The 15,004-nt window shown below is 66.2% G+C and carries 13 protein-coding genes, 1 tRNA gene, 1 rRNA gene and 1 pseudogene; 11 read left to right on the top strand and 5 right to left on the bottom strand.

Features of this window, described 5'->3' with window-relative positions; translation table 11 throughout:
- Nucleotides 1-19 precede the first annotated feature (19 nt).
- From ACFRAU_RS13395 to ACFRAU_RS13375, 5 genes and pseudogenes are all read left to right on the top strand, one after another.
- A complete protein-coding gene (locus ACFRAU_RS13395) occupies nucleotides 20-739 on the top strand; it encodes an SDR family NAD(P)-dependent oxidoreductase (protein WP_378000255.1) in 720 nt (239 codons plus the stop codon).
- Nucleotides 740-775: 36 nt separating this feature from the next.
- On the top strand, nucleotides 776-2,074 hold the full coding sequence (locus ACFRAU_RS13390) for a flavin-containing monooxygenase (protein ID WP_378000254.1): 1,299 nt from the start codon (nucleotides 776-778) through the stop codon (nucleotides 2,072-2,074).
- A gap of 198 nt (nucleotides 2,075-2,272) precedes the next feature.
- A pseudogene (locus ACFRAU_RS13385) lies at nucleotides 2,273-2,455 on the top strand (acetolactate synthase); the annotation flags it as partial.
- A 26-nt stretch (nucleotides 2,456-2,481) separates the two neighbouring features.
- A complete protein-coding gene (locus tag ACFRAU_RS13380) occupies nucleotides 2,482-2,634 on the top strand; it encodes a hypothetical protein (RefSeq protein ID WP_377996309.1) in 153 nt (50 codons plus the stop codon).
- A gap of 47 nt (nucleotides 2,635-2,681) precedes the next feature.
- Nucleotides 2,682-3,011, top strand: coding sequence for a pyrroline-5-carboxylate reductase family protein (locus tag ACFRAU_RS13375; protein WP_377996311.1), 330 nt, complete (start codon nucleotides 2,682-2,684; stop codon nucleotides 3,009-3,011).
- A gap of 101 nt (nucleotides 3,012-3,112) precedes the next feature.
- On the opposite strand, the gene ACFRAU_RS13370 is transcribed toward ACFRAU_RS13375, so the two are convergent.
- Together ACFRAU_RS13370 and ACFRAU_RS13365 are read right to left on the bottom strand one after the other, a co-directional pair.
- Nucleotides 3,113-3,186: transfer RNA gene (locus tag ACFRAU_RS13370), tRNA-Thr, on the bottom strand.
- Between the two features lie 160 nt (nucleotides 3,187-3,346).
- Complete coding sequence (locus tag ACFRAU_RS13365) at nucleotides 3,347-4,237, bottom strand: DsbA family protein (protein ID WP_377996312.1); 891 nt, start codon at nucleotides 4,235-4,237, stop codon at nucleotides 3,347-3,349.
- A 179-nt stretch (nucleotides 4,238-4,416) separates the two neighbouring features.
- Here ACFRAU_RS13365 and ACFRAU_RS13360 point away from each other — a divergent pair, with 179 nt between their 5' ends.
- The 4 genes from ACFRAU_RS13360 to ACFRAU_RS13345 all read left to right on the top strand — a co-directional run bounded on the left by ACFRAU_RS13360 (nucleotide 4,417) and on the right by ACFRAU_RS13345 (nucleotide 9,672).
- A complete protein-coding gene (locus tag ACFRAU_RS13360) occupies nucleotides 4,417-5,943 on the top strand; it encodes a trehalose-6-phosphate synthase (protein WP_378000253.1) in 1,527 nt (508 codons plus the stop codon).
- Nucleotides 5,933-6,763: a trehalose-phosphatase gene (gene otsB / locus ACFRAU_RS13355; RefSeq protein WP_378000252.1), complete on the top strand. Its 831-nt coding sequence runs from the start codon at nucleotides 5,933-5,935 to the stop codon at nucleotides 6,761-6,763. Before ACFRAU_RS13360 ends, otsB begins: the two co-directional genes overlap by 11 nt.
- 236 nt (nucleotides 6,764-6,999) lie before the next feature.
- Complete coding sequence (locus ACFRAU_RS13350; protein ID WP_102973130.1) at nucleotides 7,000-8,082, top strand: ABC transporter ATP-binding protein; 1,083 nt, start codon at nucleotides 7,000-7,002, stop codon at nucleotides 8,080-8,082.
- Nucleotides 8,083-8,253: 171 nt separating this feature from the next.
- Nucleotides 8,254-9,672, top strand: a complete 1,419-nt coding sequence (locus ACFRAU_RS13345) for a DUF4032 domain-containing protein (RefSeq protein WP_003798280.1) — start codon at nucleotides 8,254-8,256, stop codon at nucleotides 9,670-9,672.
- A gap of 75 nt (nucleotides 9,673-9,747) precedes the next feature.
- Here the strand turns inward: ACFRAU_RS13345 and ACFRAU_RS13340 are convergent, their stop codons facing one another.
- Entirely contained in the window at nucleotides 9,748-11,118 is a 1,371-nt protein-coding gene (locus tag ACFRAU_RS13340) for an FAD-binding oxidoreductase (protein ID WP_378000251.1), read from the bottom strand.
- 219 nt (nucleotides 11,119-11,337) lie between these two features.
- Here ACFRAU_RS13340 and ACFRAU_RS13335 point away from each other — a divergent pair, with 219 nt between their 5' ends.
- Nucleotides 11,338-13,083 (top strand): glycoside hydrolase family 13 protein, encoded by a 1,746-nt coding sequence (locus ACFRAU_RS13335; protein ID WP_378000250.1) that lies wholly within the window; start codon nucleotides 11,338-11,340, stop codon nucleotides 13,081-13,083.
- 3 nt (nucleotides 13,084-13,086) lie between these two features.
- On the top strand, nucleotides 13,087-14,100 hold the full coding sequence (locus ACFRAU_RS13330) for a LacI family DNA-binding transcriptional regulator (protein ID WP_378000249.1): 1,014 nt from the start codon (nucleotides 13,087-13,089) through the stop codon (nucleotides 14,098-14,100).
- A 13-nt stretch (nucleotides 14,101-14,113) separates the two neighbouring features.
- Here the strand turns inward: ACFRAU_RS13330 and ACFRAU_RS13325 are convergent, their stop codons facing one another.
- Together ACFRAU_RS13325 and rrf are read right to left on the bottom strand one after the other, a co-directional pair.
- Complete coding sequence (locus tag ACFRAU_RS13325) at nucleotides 14,114-14,602, bottom strand: hypothetical protein (protein ID WP_378000248.1); 489 nt, start codon at nucleotides 14,600-14,602, stop codon at nucleotides 14,114-14,116.
- Nucleotides 14,603-14,910: 308 nt separating this feature from the next.
- Nucleotides 14,911-15,004 (bottom strand): 5S ribosomal RNA (gene rrf / locus ACFRAU_RS13320); the annotation flags it as partial.

The raw sequence follows: 15,004 nt of genomic DNA, 5'->3' as shown, positions 1-15,004 counted from the left end.
AGATCCAAGGAAAGCCACCATGAACAACACATCCCCTCGCGTCGCCCTCGTCACAGGCGCCGGCAGCGGCATGGGCCGGAGCACCGCCGAAGTCTTCCTCAGCGAAGGCTGGCACGTGATCGCCGTCGACGTCACCGCACCCGAATTCAACGGTCATTCCACACGGGTGACCCCGCTGGTGGCCGACGTCCGGGACCGCGCCTCCCTGGAAGCAAAGCTCGACGACGTTCTGCCGGAGTTGGGCGGCTCCATCCACGCCGTCGCCAACATCGCAGGTGTCTACCCGCCGTCGAGCCTGGACACGTACACCGAGGAGCTTTACCGCCTGGTCTTCGACGTCAACGTTCTGGGCGTTCTCAATGTCATGGCAGCCGCAGCGAGGTCCATGCCTGAAGGATCGGCGATGGTGAACTTCGCGTCAGTGGACGGCTACCACGTATCTCCTGGCCAGCTGGTCTATGGAGCGTCCAAGGCCGCCGTCATCATGATCACCAAGGCCACGGCGCTGGAACTGGCCGACCGGAAAATCCGCGTCAACGCGATCGCGCCGGGCTGGGTGGACACCCCCGGAAACCGGGCCACCGGCCGCATGGAAGCCGCCGCGGCTGCGATCCCGGTGGGCCGGGTGGCCCAGCCGGAGGAAATCGCCCGCTGGGCCTGGCTCCTCACCGGCAGTGACGCGGCCGGCTTCATGACCGGCGAAACCGTCACCCTCTCCGGCGGCGACGTCATCCGCTAACTGGTTCCAACCCCTCCTACCTGAACGGACAACACCATGACCCGCTACTGCGTCATCGGTGCCGGCGCCGCCGGCATCTCAGCCCTCCAGCAACTGCGCCAGGCAGGCTACGACGTCGACTGCTTCGAAAAGAGCAGCCGCGTCGGCGGCCACTGGCACACCGACTACGAGGCGCTGCACCTCATCACGTCCCGCGAAATGACCCATTTCGAGGACTTCCCCATGCCGGCGCACTACCCGCACTTCCCCCGCCGGGACCAGGTCCGCGACTATATCGAGTCCTACGCACGCAAGCACGGCCACTACGACATCATTCAGTTCAACACCGAGGTCCTGTCCGTCACCCCTGTTCCCACCGACGGCACCACCGGCTCAGCCGGCTGGACGGTCACCACATCCAACGGCTCTGAAACGTACGACGGCGTCGTCGTCGCCAATGGCCACCTCTGGGACAAGAAAGTCCCCCAGTTCCCGGGCGAATTCACCGGAAAGCAGCTCCACTCCAGCGAGTACAACAACGTCAGGGACGTCGACGGCAGCCGGGTGCTGGTGGTGGGCAACGGCAACTCCGGCTGCGACCTTGCCGTGGACGTGGCCCAGCACCGTCTGGAGGCGGACATCGTGATCCGTGACGGCGTCTACTTCCAGCCCAAAACCTACTTCGGCAAGCCGCGCCAGGAAGTCCAGTTCCTCGCCGGCTTCCGCCCCGACGAGCAGGATCTTATCAACCGGCTCCTGGCCCGTGTCTCCATCGGCGAGTGGAACAACTATCCAGGCATGCCTGAGCCCAGGCACCACACCCTGGCCGAGGGCAGCACGGTGGTCAACGATCTCCTGCTCTACTGGGTGCACCACGGCCGCGTTGGCATCGTCCCGGGCATTGAGCGCTTCGAAGGCAAGACCGTCCACTTCACCGATGGCACGGCCCGCGAGTACGACACCATCCTTTGGGCGACCGGCTTCCACTCGAGCCTGCCGTTCCTTGACAGCACCCTGGTCCCGCGCAGGAAAGGCGCTCCGGTCCGGTACGGCGCCGGAATCGTTCCCGAGGGCCTGGAGAAGCTCTACTACGTGGGCATGATCGCTCCGCGCGGCCCGCAGATTCCCATCTACGGCATGCAGGCCAAGCTCGTGGCCAGGATGATCGGCCTCCACACCCGTGCCGGCGGGAACGGGGCCAGCATCGGCACCTACATCTCCGGACTGCAGGAGCCCGAGGACCGGATCGACATCGTCCGCGACATCTGGCTCGACCAGATGAAGGACACCGAACGCCTCCTGCACGCCTTCGAGGCCGCCCAGTCCGCCCCCGTTCCGGCGACCTCGAACGCCTAAGCCGCGGACCGCCGTCGTACGTCTTCCCACCCAACCAGACACAGAAAGAGTTCCCTGATCACCATGGCAGCGCAGCTGACGAGAGCTTCCTCGATGTCCTGGACGGGCTGCACGGCTCGCCGATCCAGACCGTCGTCTGCCGCCACGAAGGCGGAGCCGCCTATATGGCAGGATTCGACGCCGATGGTGCTGTGCGTGGGCCTCCAACTCCGCAACCCGGATTTCGCCATGATGGCACGCGCCTTCGGCGGGTTCGGCATCCGCGTCCACGAGGACGTGGATGTCCCCGCAGCACTGGCAGCCGCCTTCGACGCCATCGAGCATGACAACGTTTTCGCCCTGATCCATCTCGTCGTGGAACAGCGCGTCAAGGCCTACTAACGCTTTCCAACCCAAGGAGTCACGTCATGAAATCCCGCACCGCCCTGCTGGACCGCAAGCCCGTATTGGATGCGTGTTCTCCGCCGCGAATCGGTTCCCTGCCCGCCATCAACGCATTACCGTTGGGTCCGGACTGCGACGACGATTGCCCCTTCTGCCAGGGCCCCGAAACCGACTGACCGGTTCCTTGACGATGGGTTCTCGTCCAGGAAGTGGAGCCGCAGCAATGGAATTGGCAGTCGAACGCATCGTGACGGTCTTCCGGGAAACCGGGACCGCCTACACATTTCAGCTGGCAGAGGCCATGGCAGCCGCTGGCGTCGGACTGGGGCTGGAGCCTGAAACTGCCGTGCTTGTGGCCAGGGAAACTGTGGCCGGTGCAGGTTTCCTGCTCGCCGAGGACGGCGCAAACCCGGCCGCCCTCCGCAGCGAGATGGCCAGCCGGGGCACCATGACGGAACGCGCCATTGCAGTCTTCGACGAGCTTGGCCTTCTGTCGCTGGTGGCAGCGGGCCTACGCTCGGCCGTCGAGCAGGAAGCGACGCAGCGCGGGTAACGTTCAGACGCTGCGCCAAGCAGGCATCCGGTGAGTTGCCAGCCGGAAAGTCGAAAGGCCCTCACCTTAGGCAGTAAAACCGCAGGTCAGGGCCTTGCAAGAGCCCCCTGTCGGATTCGAACCGACGACCCCCGCTTTACAAGAGCGGTGCTCTGGCCAACTGAGCTAAGGAGGCGTGCCCGTCAGGGCTGGCGCCGCTATGGCGCTAGATAAGGTTAGCCCAAGCACCGCCCGCCCGTAAAAACGGACGCCCGGCAAGAAACGAGCCGACGGTGAAACGAACAGCGGCCCGGCCCCGGAAAAATCCGGAGACCGGGCCACTGCCCAAAAAACGCTTAGGCCTTGGCCTTGATGGCGGCGTCGACGAAGGCCGGGAATTCGGTCTGCGCGCTGTCGCCCTTGCCCCACTGCTTGCCGTCTACGAGGACCGTCGGGGTGCCGGTCACGCCAATGGCTGCGGCTTCCTGGGTGGTGTACTTGACCCACGGGCGGTATGTCTTGTTCTCGACGCAGGAGCTGATGTCCTTTGCGCCGGTGTCCGTGGCCAGCTTCTTCAGTTCGTCGTCGGAGAGCCCGGCACTGCCTTCAGCAGGCTGCTTGTCGAAAAGTGCGTTCACGAAGTCCGAGTACTTCTCCGGGGATTCGTTCACCACGCAGGCGGCGGCGTTGGCTGCGCGGGAGGAGTAATTGGTGGAGGAGCGGCTGTCCAGGAAGCCCAGGGCACGGTACTCCACGGTGATCTTGCCTTCGTCGCGGAGCTTCGTCAGGGTCTCGTTGTACGTCGCCTCAAAGTTCTTGCAGACGGGGCAGATGAAGTCGATGTAAAGGACCACCTTGACGGGCTTGCCCTTTTCGGCTTCCGCGCCCGGCGCCGTGACGGTCGCAGGCGCCGAGGCTGCCGGCGACGGAATGTCCGCGACGTTCACGTTGGCGGCGGCGGACTTTGCCACCTCGGTGCCCTTGAGCAGCGTGATGCCGCCGTGGACGTTGCCGTTGGCCGGGGTGGGACCCTGGTCCGCGACCGGCGCGTTGTTCTTAAGGCTGGTGGTCACCACCAGCGCGACGACGGCGAGGATGGCCACGACGGCCACCACGATGCCCCAGCCAATGAGCAGTTTGTTCCGCTTGTCCTTTTTAAGCTTCGCCTCCCGGATTTCGCGGGCTTTCTCGCGGGCCTCGGCTGTGCGTTCTGCTTTGGACTGGCGGGGTTCGTTTGCGGGGCTCATTAGTTCCTCGTGTCGTACGGACAGGTGCGGGCCACCAGGGGCAACTCCCCCAGTTTAGGGGAGAACCCTGGAGCTTGCGCTTTCAAGTATTCGTTTCAGCCTGCCCAACGGACGAATGGCCCGTAAGATTCCGGCCCGATAGGGTTGATGGAAGTCACAAGCAACCTTAGGGAGCCCCAATGTACGGAGCCGTAAGCGACAAATCCGACACAAAAACGGAAAGCTCGGCCCTGCCCGGCGGCAGCTCGGACGCCACCAAGAACGCCACCCAGGATGCCACCAAATACGACTTCATGGTGGTCTCAAACCGCCTGCCGGTGGACCGCTGCGCACCCGGCGAGCCCGGCGACGACGGCTCCGGCTGGCGGCGCTCGCCCGGCGGTCTGGTCACCGCCCTTGCTCCCATGATGACCCGGACGGACGGCGCCTGGGTGGGCTGGCACGGTGCCGCCGATGAGACGGTCGAGCCGTTCAGCCACGGAGGCATGGACCTTGTCCCGGTGCAGCTCAGCAGCGATGACGTTGAGCTGTATTACGAAGGCTTCTCCAACGCAACACTGTGGCCCCTGTACCACGATGTCATCGCTCCGCCCGACTTTCACCGGACTTGGTGGGACGCGTACCGCAGGGTGAACAGAAGGTTCGCCGACGCCGTCGTCCGTACTGCCGATGAGGGCGCAACCGTCTGGGTGCAGGACTACCAGCTCCAGCTGGTGCCGCGCATGCTGCGCCAGGCGAGGCCGGACCTGAAGATCGGGTTCTTCAACCACATCCCGTTCCCACCACCGGAAATCTTTGCCCAGCTTCCCTGGCGACAGGCCATCATCGACGGGCTGCTGGGGGCCGATCTGGTGGGCTTCCAGCGCAGCAGCGACGCCGGCAACTTCATGCGTTCGGCCCGGCGCTTCCTCGGCGCCAGCGTCAAGCAGCAGCAGGTCCACGTCAAGGACGCCGACGGCGAGCACACGCACATCGCGCGGGCCCAGGCCTTCCCCATTTCCATCGACGTCCAGCACATCTCTGAACTGGCCCGGAAGCCCGAGATCATCGAACGCTCCCGCCAGATCCGGCAGGACCTCGGCAATCCCAAGACCATCCTCCTGGGCGTGGACCGGCTGGACTATACGAAGGGCATCGGCCACCGCCTCAAGGCTTACGAAGAGCTCCTGAAGGAGGGAAAGCTCAAGGTGGGCGACGCGACGCTGATCCAGGTTGCCAGCCCCAGCCGCGAGCGCGTTGAGCAGTACCGGCTCCTGCGTGAAGAGGTCGAAGGCACCGTGGGCCACATCAACGGCACCTACGACACGATCGAAAACACGGCAGTCCGCTACCTGCACCACAGCTATCCCGTCGAGGAGATGGTGGCGCTGTACCTGGCAGCGGACGTCATGCTGGTCACCGCCCTGCGCGACGGCATGAACCTCGTGGCCAAGGAATACGTCACAGCCCGCACCAACAACGACGGCGCGCTGGTGCTCAGCGAATTCGCCGGCGCCGCGGACCAGCTCAAGCAGGCGCTGCTGATGAACCCGCACGATATCGACGGCCTCAAGGACGCCGTGATGCGGGCCGTCAACATGGCCCCCAAGGAAGCCGCGCGGCGCATGCGCTCCATGCGCAAGCAGATCCTGGACCACGACGTCGACCACTGGTCGGCCGACTTCCTGAATGCCCTCCACGAGAAGGTGGTCCGCGATGACTCCTGAAGCAGAGCACATCGATGAGGCCGGCAGCACCCGCCTGACGCTGCCACCCGCGCTGCTGGAGGCGGTGCGCCGCATCGCCGGCACGGAGCACCTGCTGGTGGCCATGGATTTTGACGGCACCATATCCCCCATCGTTGACCGCGCCGGGGACGCGCGCCCGATCCCACGCTCGGCTGCCGCCTTCGCCGAACTGACCGCACTGCCGCGTACGACGACGGCACTCATCTCCGGGCGGGCCCTGGACAGTTTGCGCGCGGTCGCCTCCCCTCCGGAGGAGACCCTGCTGATCGGAAGCCACGGCGCCGAGGCGTGGCTGGGTCCGGGCTCGGCGCCGCTGACCCTGGACCCCGAGCAGCTGTCACTCCTCGAGGAGGTCAGGGGCATCCTGACCGAGATCGCGGAACTGGCTCCCGGGACCGTGCTGGAGGAAAAGCCTGCCGGTGTTGTGCTGCACACGCGGCTGGCGGCGGACGACGTTGCAGAGGACGCGGTCGCGGCCGCCCGCGCCGCCCTTCAGGACCGGACAGGCGTCTACCTCAAGAACGGCAAGCGCGTCCTGGAAACGTCTGTGGTGCACGCGTCCAAGGGCGAGGGCGTCGATTTCCTCCGCCAGGCCACCGGAGCCACCGGAGTGCTCTTCGCCGGCGACGACACCACCGACGAGGACGCCCTGGCCCGCCTCGGTCAGGACGACGTGGGAGTGAAGGTGGGCCTCGACTTCACCCAGGCGCAGTTCCGGGTGGAGGCACCTGCCCACATCGCCGAACTCCTTGAGGCGCTGCTGCGCGAACGCCGTAAGGCCATCGCGGCCGCCTCCTGACGCCGCACACAGGCGCCCCTATGGGGCATCTCATATGTGACGTCCGTAACATTTTGTCCGAATCGCGATAAATCTGACATACTCTTCTTTGTGATGTGGCGCACAGGAACCGTGCGGCGTCACTCGATGCTCCTCGGCCCCTGCCGGGGAGTCATCATGTAGGGCACAACTGAATTACATGAACCATTCACTACGGATCGTCCGGCACGTACCTGCCGGTGAAGGGATTGATAACTGTGGCAACAGTTACTTTTGACAACGCTACGCGTCTGTACCCGGGCACAGAAAAGCCCGCTGTTGACAAGCTCAACATCGAAATCGCCGACGGCGAATTCCTGGTCCTCGTTGGACCCTCCGGTTGCGGTAAGTCCACCTCCCTGCGCATGCTCGCAGGCCTTGAGGACGTCAACGCCGGCCGGATCCTCATTGGCGACCGCGATGTCACCGACGTTCCGCCGAAGGACCGCGACATCGCGATGGTTTTCCAGAACTACGCCCTGTACCCGCACATGACTGTTGCCGACAACATGGGCTTCGCGCTCAAGATCGCCGGTGTCAGCAAGGAAGAGCGTGCCGAGCGCGTCCGTGAAGCCGCGAAGCTCCTGGACCTCGAGCAGTACCTCGACCGCAAGCCGAAGGCACTCTCCGGCGGTCAGCGCCAGCGTGTTGCCATGGGCCGCGCCATCGTGCGTAACCCGCAGGTCTTCCTCATGGACGAGCCGCTCTCCAACCTCGACGCAAAGCTCCGCGTCCAGACCCGCACCCAGATCGCCTCCCTCACCCGCCGCCTGGGCGTCACCACCGTTTACGTGACGCACGACCAGGTCGAGGCCATGACCATGGGTGACCGCGTTGCGGTCCTCAAGGACGGCCTGCTGATGCAGGTGGACACCCCGCGCAACCTGTACGACCGCCCCAAGAACGTTTTCGTTGCCGGCTTCATCGGCTCCCCCGCCATGAACCTGCTGGAACTTCCCGTGGTCGACGGCGGCGTCCAGTTCGGCGGCACCGTTTACCCTGTGCCGCGCAACATCCTTGAAGAGGCCCACGGCCAGACCGTCACCCTGGGTTCCCGCCCCGAGGACCTCGAGACCGCAGCCCAGGGCGAAGGCATCCAGGTTGAGGTCGACGTCGTCGAGGAACTCGGTGCCGACGCTTACGTCTACGGCCACACCACGCTGGACGGCAAGACCCACGACATCGTGGCCCGCGTCGACGGCCGCCGCCCCCCGATGAAGGGCGAGTCCATCTGGGTCCGTCCGCAGTCAGGCCACGTGCACCTGTTCGACACCAAGACCGGCGAGCGCCTGGGCGACTAGTCCCCACCGGCACCCTAACCTCGCTCCGCTTCGGCCAGGGAACCCTGCCGGCGTGGGCCCAAGGTAGCACTGCCTGAAACCGGCGGCGGTCCTCCTCAATCGGAGGGCCGCCGTCGGGCTTTAACCGCTGCCCCTTTAGGCACCCCCTGCAAAATACGGAAGAATTGACCCATGACCGAGGAACACAACGCGCAGTGGCACGACGAACCCACCGACTACGGGCAGATCGGCAAACTGCCGAGGTTCGAAGCGGCCAGCGCCAATGACGACAAGGCAGCCTCGGTCGCAAGCAACCTCAACATCACGGCCGCTGCCGCCGACCCCGAACTCCTCGACCTGCCCTGGCACATCGCGCTTGAGGACTGGCCGGCCGAAAACCTGGCGGCCCTCCCCCGAGGTATCTCCCGGCACATCGTCCGCTTCGCGCACCTGGGCGGCTCCGTCATCGCCATCAAGGAAACGTCCGAGCACGTGGCCCGGCACGAATACCACATGCTCCGCAAGCTCGCCCGGCTGGATGTGCCCTGCGTGGAGCCGGTGGCAGTCATCACCGGCCGCACCACGCCCGACGGCCGCCCCCTGAACCCGGTCCTCGTGACCCGCCACCTGAAGTTCTCCATGCCGTACCGTGCGCTCTTCTCGCAGATGCTGCGCAAGGACACGCTCACCCGGCTCATCGACGCCCAGGCGCTGCTGATGGTCCGGCTGCACCTCATCGGCTTCTACTGGGGCGACGTCTCGCTGTCCAACACCCTGTTCCGCCGCGATGCCGGTGCCTTCGCCGCCTACCTGGTGGACGCCGAGACCGGCGAACTGTACCCCGACCTCTCCACCGGACAGCGCGAGTACGACCTGGAGATCGCCCGCGTCAACATCGCCGGCGAACTCATGGACCTCCTCGACGGCGGCCTGATCGAGGAGAAAGTGGACCCCGTGGCCACCAGCGAACTCATCATGGAGAGCTACCGCCGCCTGTGGACGGAGCTGACCGCCAAGGAATCCTTCGAACTGGGCGAGCGCTGGCGCGTCGGCGCCCGCATCCGCCGGCTCAACGAACTCGGCTTCGACGTCGAGGAGTACGCGATCAAGACCACCCAGAACGGCTCCACCATCCAGCTGCAGCCGAAGGTGGTAGACGCAGGCCACCACATGCGCCGCCTGCTGCGCCTGACCGGACTCGACGCCCAGGAGAACCAGGCCCGCCGCCTGCTCAACGACATGGACTCCTTCCGGGCCGACAACAACCCGGAGATGGACGAGGAATACAGCGCGCACCTGTGGGTCAGCCAGATCTTCGAGCCGATCGTCCGGTCGATCCCCCGCGACCTCTCCGGAAAGCTCGAACCCGCCGAAGCCGTGCATGAGGTGCTGGAGCACCGCTGGTACATGTCGGAAAAGCAGGAACGGCACATCCCGCTGGCCGAGGCCGTGCAGTCCTACATCGACTCCATCCTGCGCCACCGCCGCGACGAAGCCGCCATCATGCTGAACCCGGACACGGAGATGCTGAAAATCCTCGCCGTGGAGACCGAGGAGTCGCGGTACGGGGCCGATGAGACCGAGGACGAGTATCCCGACGCCGACGACTGAGTCTTCTGGCCGGTCCGGCGGGGCCCTGAATTTTGCGGGGCCCGGCCTTAGCCCTCTTATAGATCGCCCCTTGCTTTAGATCGCTTTGCCGGGATTCAGGATGCCGGCGGGATCGAAGAGGTCCTTGACCCGGCGCTGCAGTTCCCGCAGCGGCTCGGGCTGTTCCAGGCCCAGCCAGCGCAGCTTGTACTGCCCCACGCCGTGCTCGCCGGTGATGGTCCCGCCCATCTCCAGTGCCGCCACGATGGACGCGTCGAGTGCCGTGTTCAGCCGGCGCATGGCACCTGCGTCCACCTCGTCGTTGACGCGGTCGATCCAGAACGTCGGATGCAGGTTTCCGTCACCGGCGTGGGCCACCACTTTCAGCTTCACGTCGTGGGCCTCGGCCAGCGCCTCGAGCGCCGCCACGTAGTCCACCAGCCTGGAGCGCGGCACGGCAATGTCCTCGCCGACCCGGTACTGATCGTCCACCTCGACGCCCCTGCTGTTCCGCCGCAGTTCCACCAGATGCTCCGCCTCCGCGTTGGCCTCCGTGGTCACCACGGCACCGCCGGCTGCCAGGACCTTCCGCACCACGTCGGCCTCCGCCGCCGCCCCGAAACCGTCCGTCTGGACAAGGAGCAGCGAGGCTCCCCGCGCTGCGAGGTCCGAGCCGTGCAGCTCATCCAACTGGGCCAGCGACCCGCCGTCGAGAAGTTCCATGATGGCCGGCTGGACGCGGGCCCTGCCGACGGCGAGCACACCGGCTGCCGCCTGCCGGAAATCAGGGTAGAACGCGGCGATGGTGTGCACCTCGCGGGGCAGGTACTTCAGCCGGACCGTCGCGCCGACCACGATGCCCAGCGTGCCCTCCGAACCCACGAACAGCCCGGTCAGGTCGTAGCCGGCCACGCCCTTGAAGGTCTGGTGCCCGGTATGGAGCAGCGATCCGTCCGCGAGAACCACGTCCAGCGCCAGCACGGAATCCCGGGTCACGCCGTACTTGGCACACCGCAGGCCGCCGGCGTTGGTGGCCACGTTGCCGCCGATGGTGGACATCCTGAAGCTCGCCGGGTCCGGGGCAAACATGAGCCCGTGCGCCGCGGCGGCGTCGTTCAGGTCGGCGTTGATGACGCCGGGTTCGACGACGGCGGTCTCGTCATCCGCGTTAAGCTCCAGAATGCGGTTCATCCGTTCCAGACCGAGGACGACGCAGCCCTCGCTGGCGTGGGCGCCTCCCGAGACTCCGGTTCCGGCGCCGCGTGGCACCAGCGGCACATTCCGGGCGGCGCAGGCTTTGACGGCGGCCTGGACGTCGTCGACCGACTCCGCCAAAACAACGGCGGCGGGCAGCCGGTAGTCCACCACGGGGGCCTGATCCACCGCGTAGGCGGCTAGTGCGGCCCCGTCCCGGAGCACTTTCCCCGGCCCCAGGATTGATGTCAGTTCGTCGGCGATGCTGCCCATGGGTCTCCCGTTCGATCACTTTGCTTCAGTCTAGATGTCACCCGGGCCACACTCTGCCCTGCCGGGTCCCTCGCCGGTGGGCCTGCAATTCGCTCATGGAAGCGTTTCCAACTTTGTGATGGTACTGACGCCGCCACCCGCAAGGTTGACCTGAACTGTCAACCCTCGTGATGGTGTAAGCGCTTTCATTTATGCGCATCCCCCCTTTAGGATTGCCCAATGTCTGTTGACTCGTTTCTGCACCCGGCGTCGCCGCAGGCCGGCGCCCTGACGCCCATCCACGCCCCCGACAACGCACACGGCTGGTGGCGGTCTGCCGTCATTTACCAGGTGTACCCGCGTTCCTTCCGGGACATGAACGGCGACGGCATCGGTGACCTGGCAGGGATCACCGCCGAGATGCCGCAGCTTGCCGAGCTCAACGTGGACGCCGTCTGGCTGTCGCCCTTCTACCGTTCTCCGCAGCGCGACGCCGGATATGACGTCAGCGACTACTGCGACGTCGACCCGATTTTCGGCACGCTCGGCGACTTCGACGGCATGGTGGCCGAGGCTAACCGCCTGGGCCTGCGCGTCATCGTGGATCTGGTCCCGAATCACTGCTCGGACCAGCACCGCGATTTCCGGGCGGCACTGGCTGCCGGGCCGGGCAGCCCCGAACGGGACATGTTCATCTTCCGCGACGGCCAGGGCGCCGAGGGTAATGAACCACCCAACAACTGGCAGTCGCACTTCGGCGGCTCAGCCTGGACCCGCACCACCGAACCCGACGGTTCTCCTGGCCAGTGGTACCTGCACCTCTTCGATTCATCGCAGCCTGACTTTAACTGGGACAACCAAGCGGTGCATGACGAGTTTGAGCGCATCCTGCGTTTCTGGCTGGACCGGGGTGTCTCCGGCTTCCGTGTGGACGTCGCGCATGCCCTTGTCAAAGCACCGGGCCTTCCCGCCTGGGGCGGCCGCGCGGACGGCGCCAGCTCCGACGGGTTCCCCGGACACGAAGCTCCGATGTTCGGCCAGCCGGCCCTGCACGACGTCTACCGTGCGTGGCGCCGGATCCTGGAGGAGTATGGCCCCGACCGCATCCTCTGCGCCGAAGCCAGTGTTGAACTGCCGCGGCTGGCCCACTGGGTCCGGCCCGACGAAATGCACCAGGCCTTCAACTTCCCGTACCTCCACGCAGGGCTGGACCTCCCCCGGCTGCGCCACGTCGTCACCGAATCCCTCACGTGCCTTGATGCCGTGGGCGCGCCGAGCACCTGGGTGCTGTCCAACCACGACGTCGTCCGGCACGCCACCCGCTTTGGGTACGACTGGTCCGGGCCGCGGGACGGCGACGGCATCGGCCCCCTGGACCCCCAGCCGGACGAGGAGCTGGGCAGGACCCGGGCCGCGGCGGCATCCCTGTTCATGCTGGGGCTCCCCGGCGGCGCCTACCTGTACCAGGGCGAGGAGCTTGGCCTGCCCGACGGCATCGATATCCCGGACCGGCAGCGGCAGGACCCGACGTTCGCGCGGTCCGGGGGCGCCCGGCTGGGACGTGACGGCTGCCGGGTCCCCCTGCCGTGGAAGGCGTCCGAGCGCCACGGCGGATTCGGCGACGGCGATGCGCCCTGGCTCCCCCAGCCGGAGAGCTTCGCGAAACTGGCCCGTGACGCCCAGGCCGGGGACCCGTCGTCGCACTTGAACCTGTACCGCAGAATGCTCACTGTCCGCCGCGAACTGGATCTTGGGCGGGGCTCCCTCGCGTGGGCGGAGGAATGGTGCACCGCTTCGTCCCTCGCGTTCCTCAACGGGGACATTTTGGTGGCCATGAACATCGGCACCGATCCGCTGGATCTCCCCGCCGGCGAGGTCGTGCTCCGCAGTTCGTCCTCAGGCTACGGCGAGGATGACCAGCAGTTTGCCTTGGGCTCCGGCGAGACCGTCTGGCTGCGGATGTCCGCCGAGGCCACGGGGGGCTAAGGCATGGCCGGCATCAAGGACGTTGCGGAACAGGCCGGGCTTTCCATAGCCACCGTTTCGCGCGCCTTGAGCGGCAAGGGCCATGTATCGCCGGCGAGCCGCGCGCGTGCCAAGGCGGCCGCCGTCGAGCTCGGCTTCGTGCCCTCCTATCAGGCGTCCAGCCTCGCCTCCGGCCGTACCCGCAACATCGGTGTCCTGGTCCCCACAGTCCGCCGCTGGTACTTCTCCTCGGTGGTGGAGGGAGTTTCGGCTGCCCTCCTCGACGCCGGTTACGACCTGACGCTCTACAACATCACCGAGGGGGCGGTCCGGCGGCGAAGCATCCTCCAGGACTTCCTGCTGCGGAAACGGGTCGATGCGGTCATCGCGGTGGCGCTGGCGCTGACGGAGGAGGAAATCAGCCAGATGCTGTCCATCGATCGTCCGCTCGTGGGCATCGGCGGACCGCTGCCCGGAGCTTCCACCATCCGCGTTGACGACCACGGCCTGGCGGAGGCCGCCGTCAATCACCTCATCCGGCTCGGCCACACCCGTATTGCGCACATTACGGGCGACTCGCTGAATGAGCCGGACTTCAAGATCCCGAGCACCCGGCGTGCAGGTTATGAGGAGGCCATGAAGGCGGCGGGACTTCCGCTGCGGCCTTCATGGGTGGTCCGGGCGGACTTCACCGTCGAGGGCGCCTACGCCGCGGCACGGAGCCTGCTGGGCGGGACCGCCGAACGGCCCACCGCAGTCTTCGCCGCCTCTGACGAGATGGCGATTGGCGCCATCCTGGCGGCCCGGGACTTCGGGCTCAGGGTGCCAGACGACCTCTCAGTCATCGGCCTGGACGGACACGAGCTGGGTGAACTGTTCGGGCTGACAACGATCGATCAGGATCCGCGCGGCCAGGGAGCCCTGGCGGTGCGGCTGCTGCTCCAAGGGTTCGATGGCGGGGCGGACCGGGCGGCTGTGGGCACCGAATACCCCACCCGGTATGTGATTCGGCGGAGCACTGCGGTTCCTCCGGCGTAGGACCGGACTGGTCCTACTTTGAAACCCCGCCCATGAACCGCACGTACCGGCCCAGGACCTCGGGCCAACCCTTCTCCCAGACGGCACGGGTGCCGGCCGGATCCTCTGCACCTTCCCAGCCGTCATGGACTACGCGCACCTCAGTGCCTGCTTCGACGCCCCGGAGCACGACACGCAGCTCGGTGGACCACAGGGCGGTGCTGCCGGGGTACCACGATGCGTGGAAGGACAGCGGAGGCTGCCAATCGTCGATGGTTCCCCAGATGGTGCTGCGGCCGTCGTCAGCCGACTCCAGGATGAGGTTCTCCTCGAACTCCACGTAGGAGCCGGGACCGTAGACGCTGTTGGTCTCCATGGGCCACCAGAGATGTGTATGGTCGGTGAACCCCATGAAGGCCCGGGAAACAGGACCGGGGACCACCACGGTGCAGATGACGGGGTCCAGGCTCTCGATGGGCTGGGGCACGTCGCTACCGGCTGCGTGGCTGAAGAGGTTTTCCATGGCTACCAACTCTACCGGCCCCAAACCCGGATCCTCCCTCAGATCCTGCCGCCCCGCCCCCAACGCTTCCGCACCCCTGGCGGGGAACTGCGGAAGCGCTTGGGAATACGCTGCAGGATGTGATGGAGCGTTGAGGGAAACGCTGCAGGACGTGATGGAGCGTTGAAGGATACGCTGCAGGATGTGATGGAGCGTTTGCGGAAAACCTGCGGGAGGTGAGGGATGGTGGGTTGCCCTGGGTTTTAGCAGGAGGGTGTTAAAAGGCTCAGGCCCTGACGTTCATCGTCAGGGCCTGAGCCGTAAATAGTGTCCGGCGGTGACCTACTCTCCCACACCCTCCCGGGTGCAGTACCATCGGCGCTGTGGGTCTTAGCTTCCGGGTTCGGAATGGGACCGGGCGTT

This window comes from Arthrobacter sp. NPDC056691, from assembly GCF_042791415.1.
Lineage (GTDB): Bacteria > Actinomycetota > Actinomycetes > Actinomycetales > Micrococcaceae > Arthrobacter.
The sequence above is the reverse complement of the archived record's forward strand: the minus strand, read 5'-3'. Positions and strand labels throughout refer to the sequence as shown.

Coding starts and splice junctions, on each gene's coding strand:
- ACFRAU_RS13345 (WP_003798280.1), top strand. CDS start 8,254: ATGACCGAGGAACACAACGCGCAGTGGCACGACGAACCCACCGACTAC.
- ACFRAU_RS13395 (WP_378000255.1), top strand. CDS start 20: ATGAACAACACATCCCCTCGCGTCGCCCTCGTCACAGGCGCCGGCAGC.
- ACFRAU_RS13330 (WP_378000249.1), top strand. CDS start 13,087: ATGGCCGGCATCAAGGACGTTGCGGAACAGGCCGGGCTTTCCATAGCC.
- ACFRAU_RS13340 (WP_378000251.1), bottom strand. CDS start 11,118: ATGGGCAGCATCGCCGACGAACTGACATCAATCCTGGGGCCGGGGAAA.
- ACFRAU_RS13325 (WP_378000248.1), bottom strand. CDS start 14,602: ATGGAAAACCTCTTCAGCCACGCAGCCGGTAGCGACGTGCCCCAGCCC.
- ACFRAU_RS13380 (WP_377996309.1), top strand. CDS start 2,482: ATGAAATCCCGCACCGCCCTGCTGGACCGCAAGCCCGTATTGGATGCG.
- ACFRAU_RS13335 (WP_378000250.1), top strand. CDS start 11,338: ATGTCTGTTGACTCGTTTCTGCACCCGGCGTCGCCGCAGGCCGGCGCC.
- otsB (WP_378000252.1), top strand. CDS start 5,933: ATGACTCCTGAAGCAGAGCACATCGATGAGGCCGGCAGCACCCGCCTG.
- ACFRAU_RS13390 (WP_378000254.1), top strand. CDS start 776: ATGACCCGCTACTGCGTCATCGGTGCCGGCGCCGCCGGCATCTCAGCC.
- ACFRAU_RS13360 (WP_378000253.1), top strand. CDS start 4,417: ATGTACGGAGCCGTAAGCGACAAATCCGACACAAAAACGGAAAGCTCG.
- ACFRAU_RS13365 (WP_377996312.1), bottom strand. CDS start 4,237: ATGAGCCCCGCAAACGAACCCCGCCAGTCCAAAGCAGAACGCACAGCC.
- ACFRAU_RS13375 (WP_377996311.1), top strand. CDS start 2,682: ATGGAATTGGCAGTCGAACGCATCGTGACGGTCTTCCGGGAAACCGGG.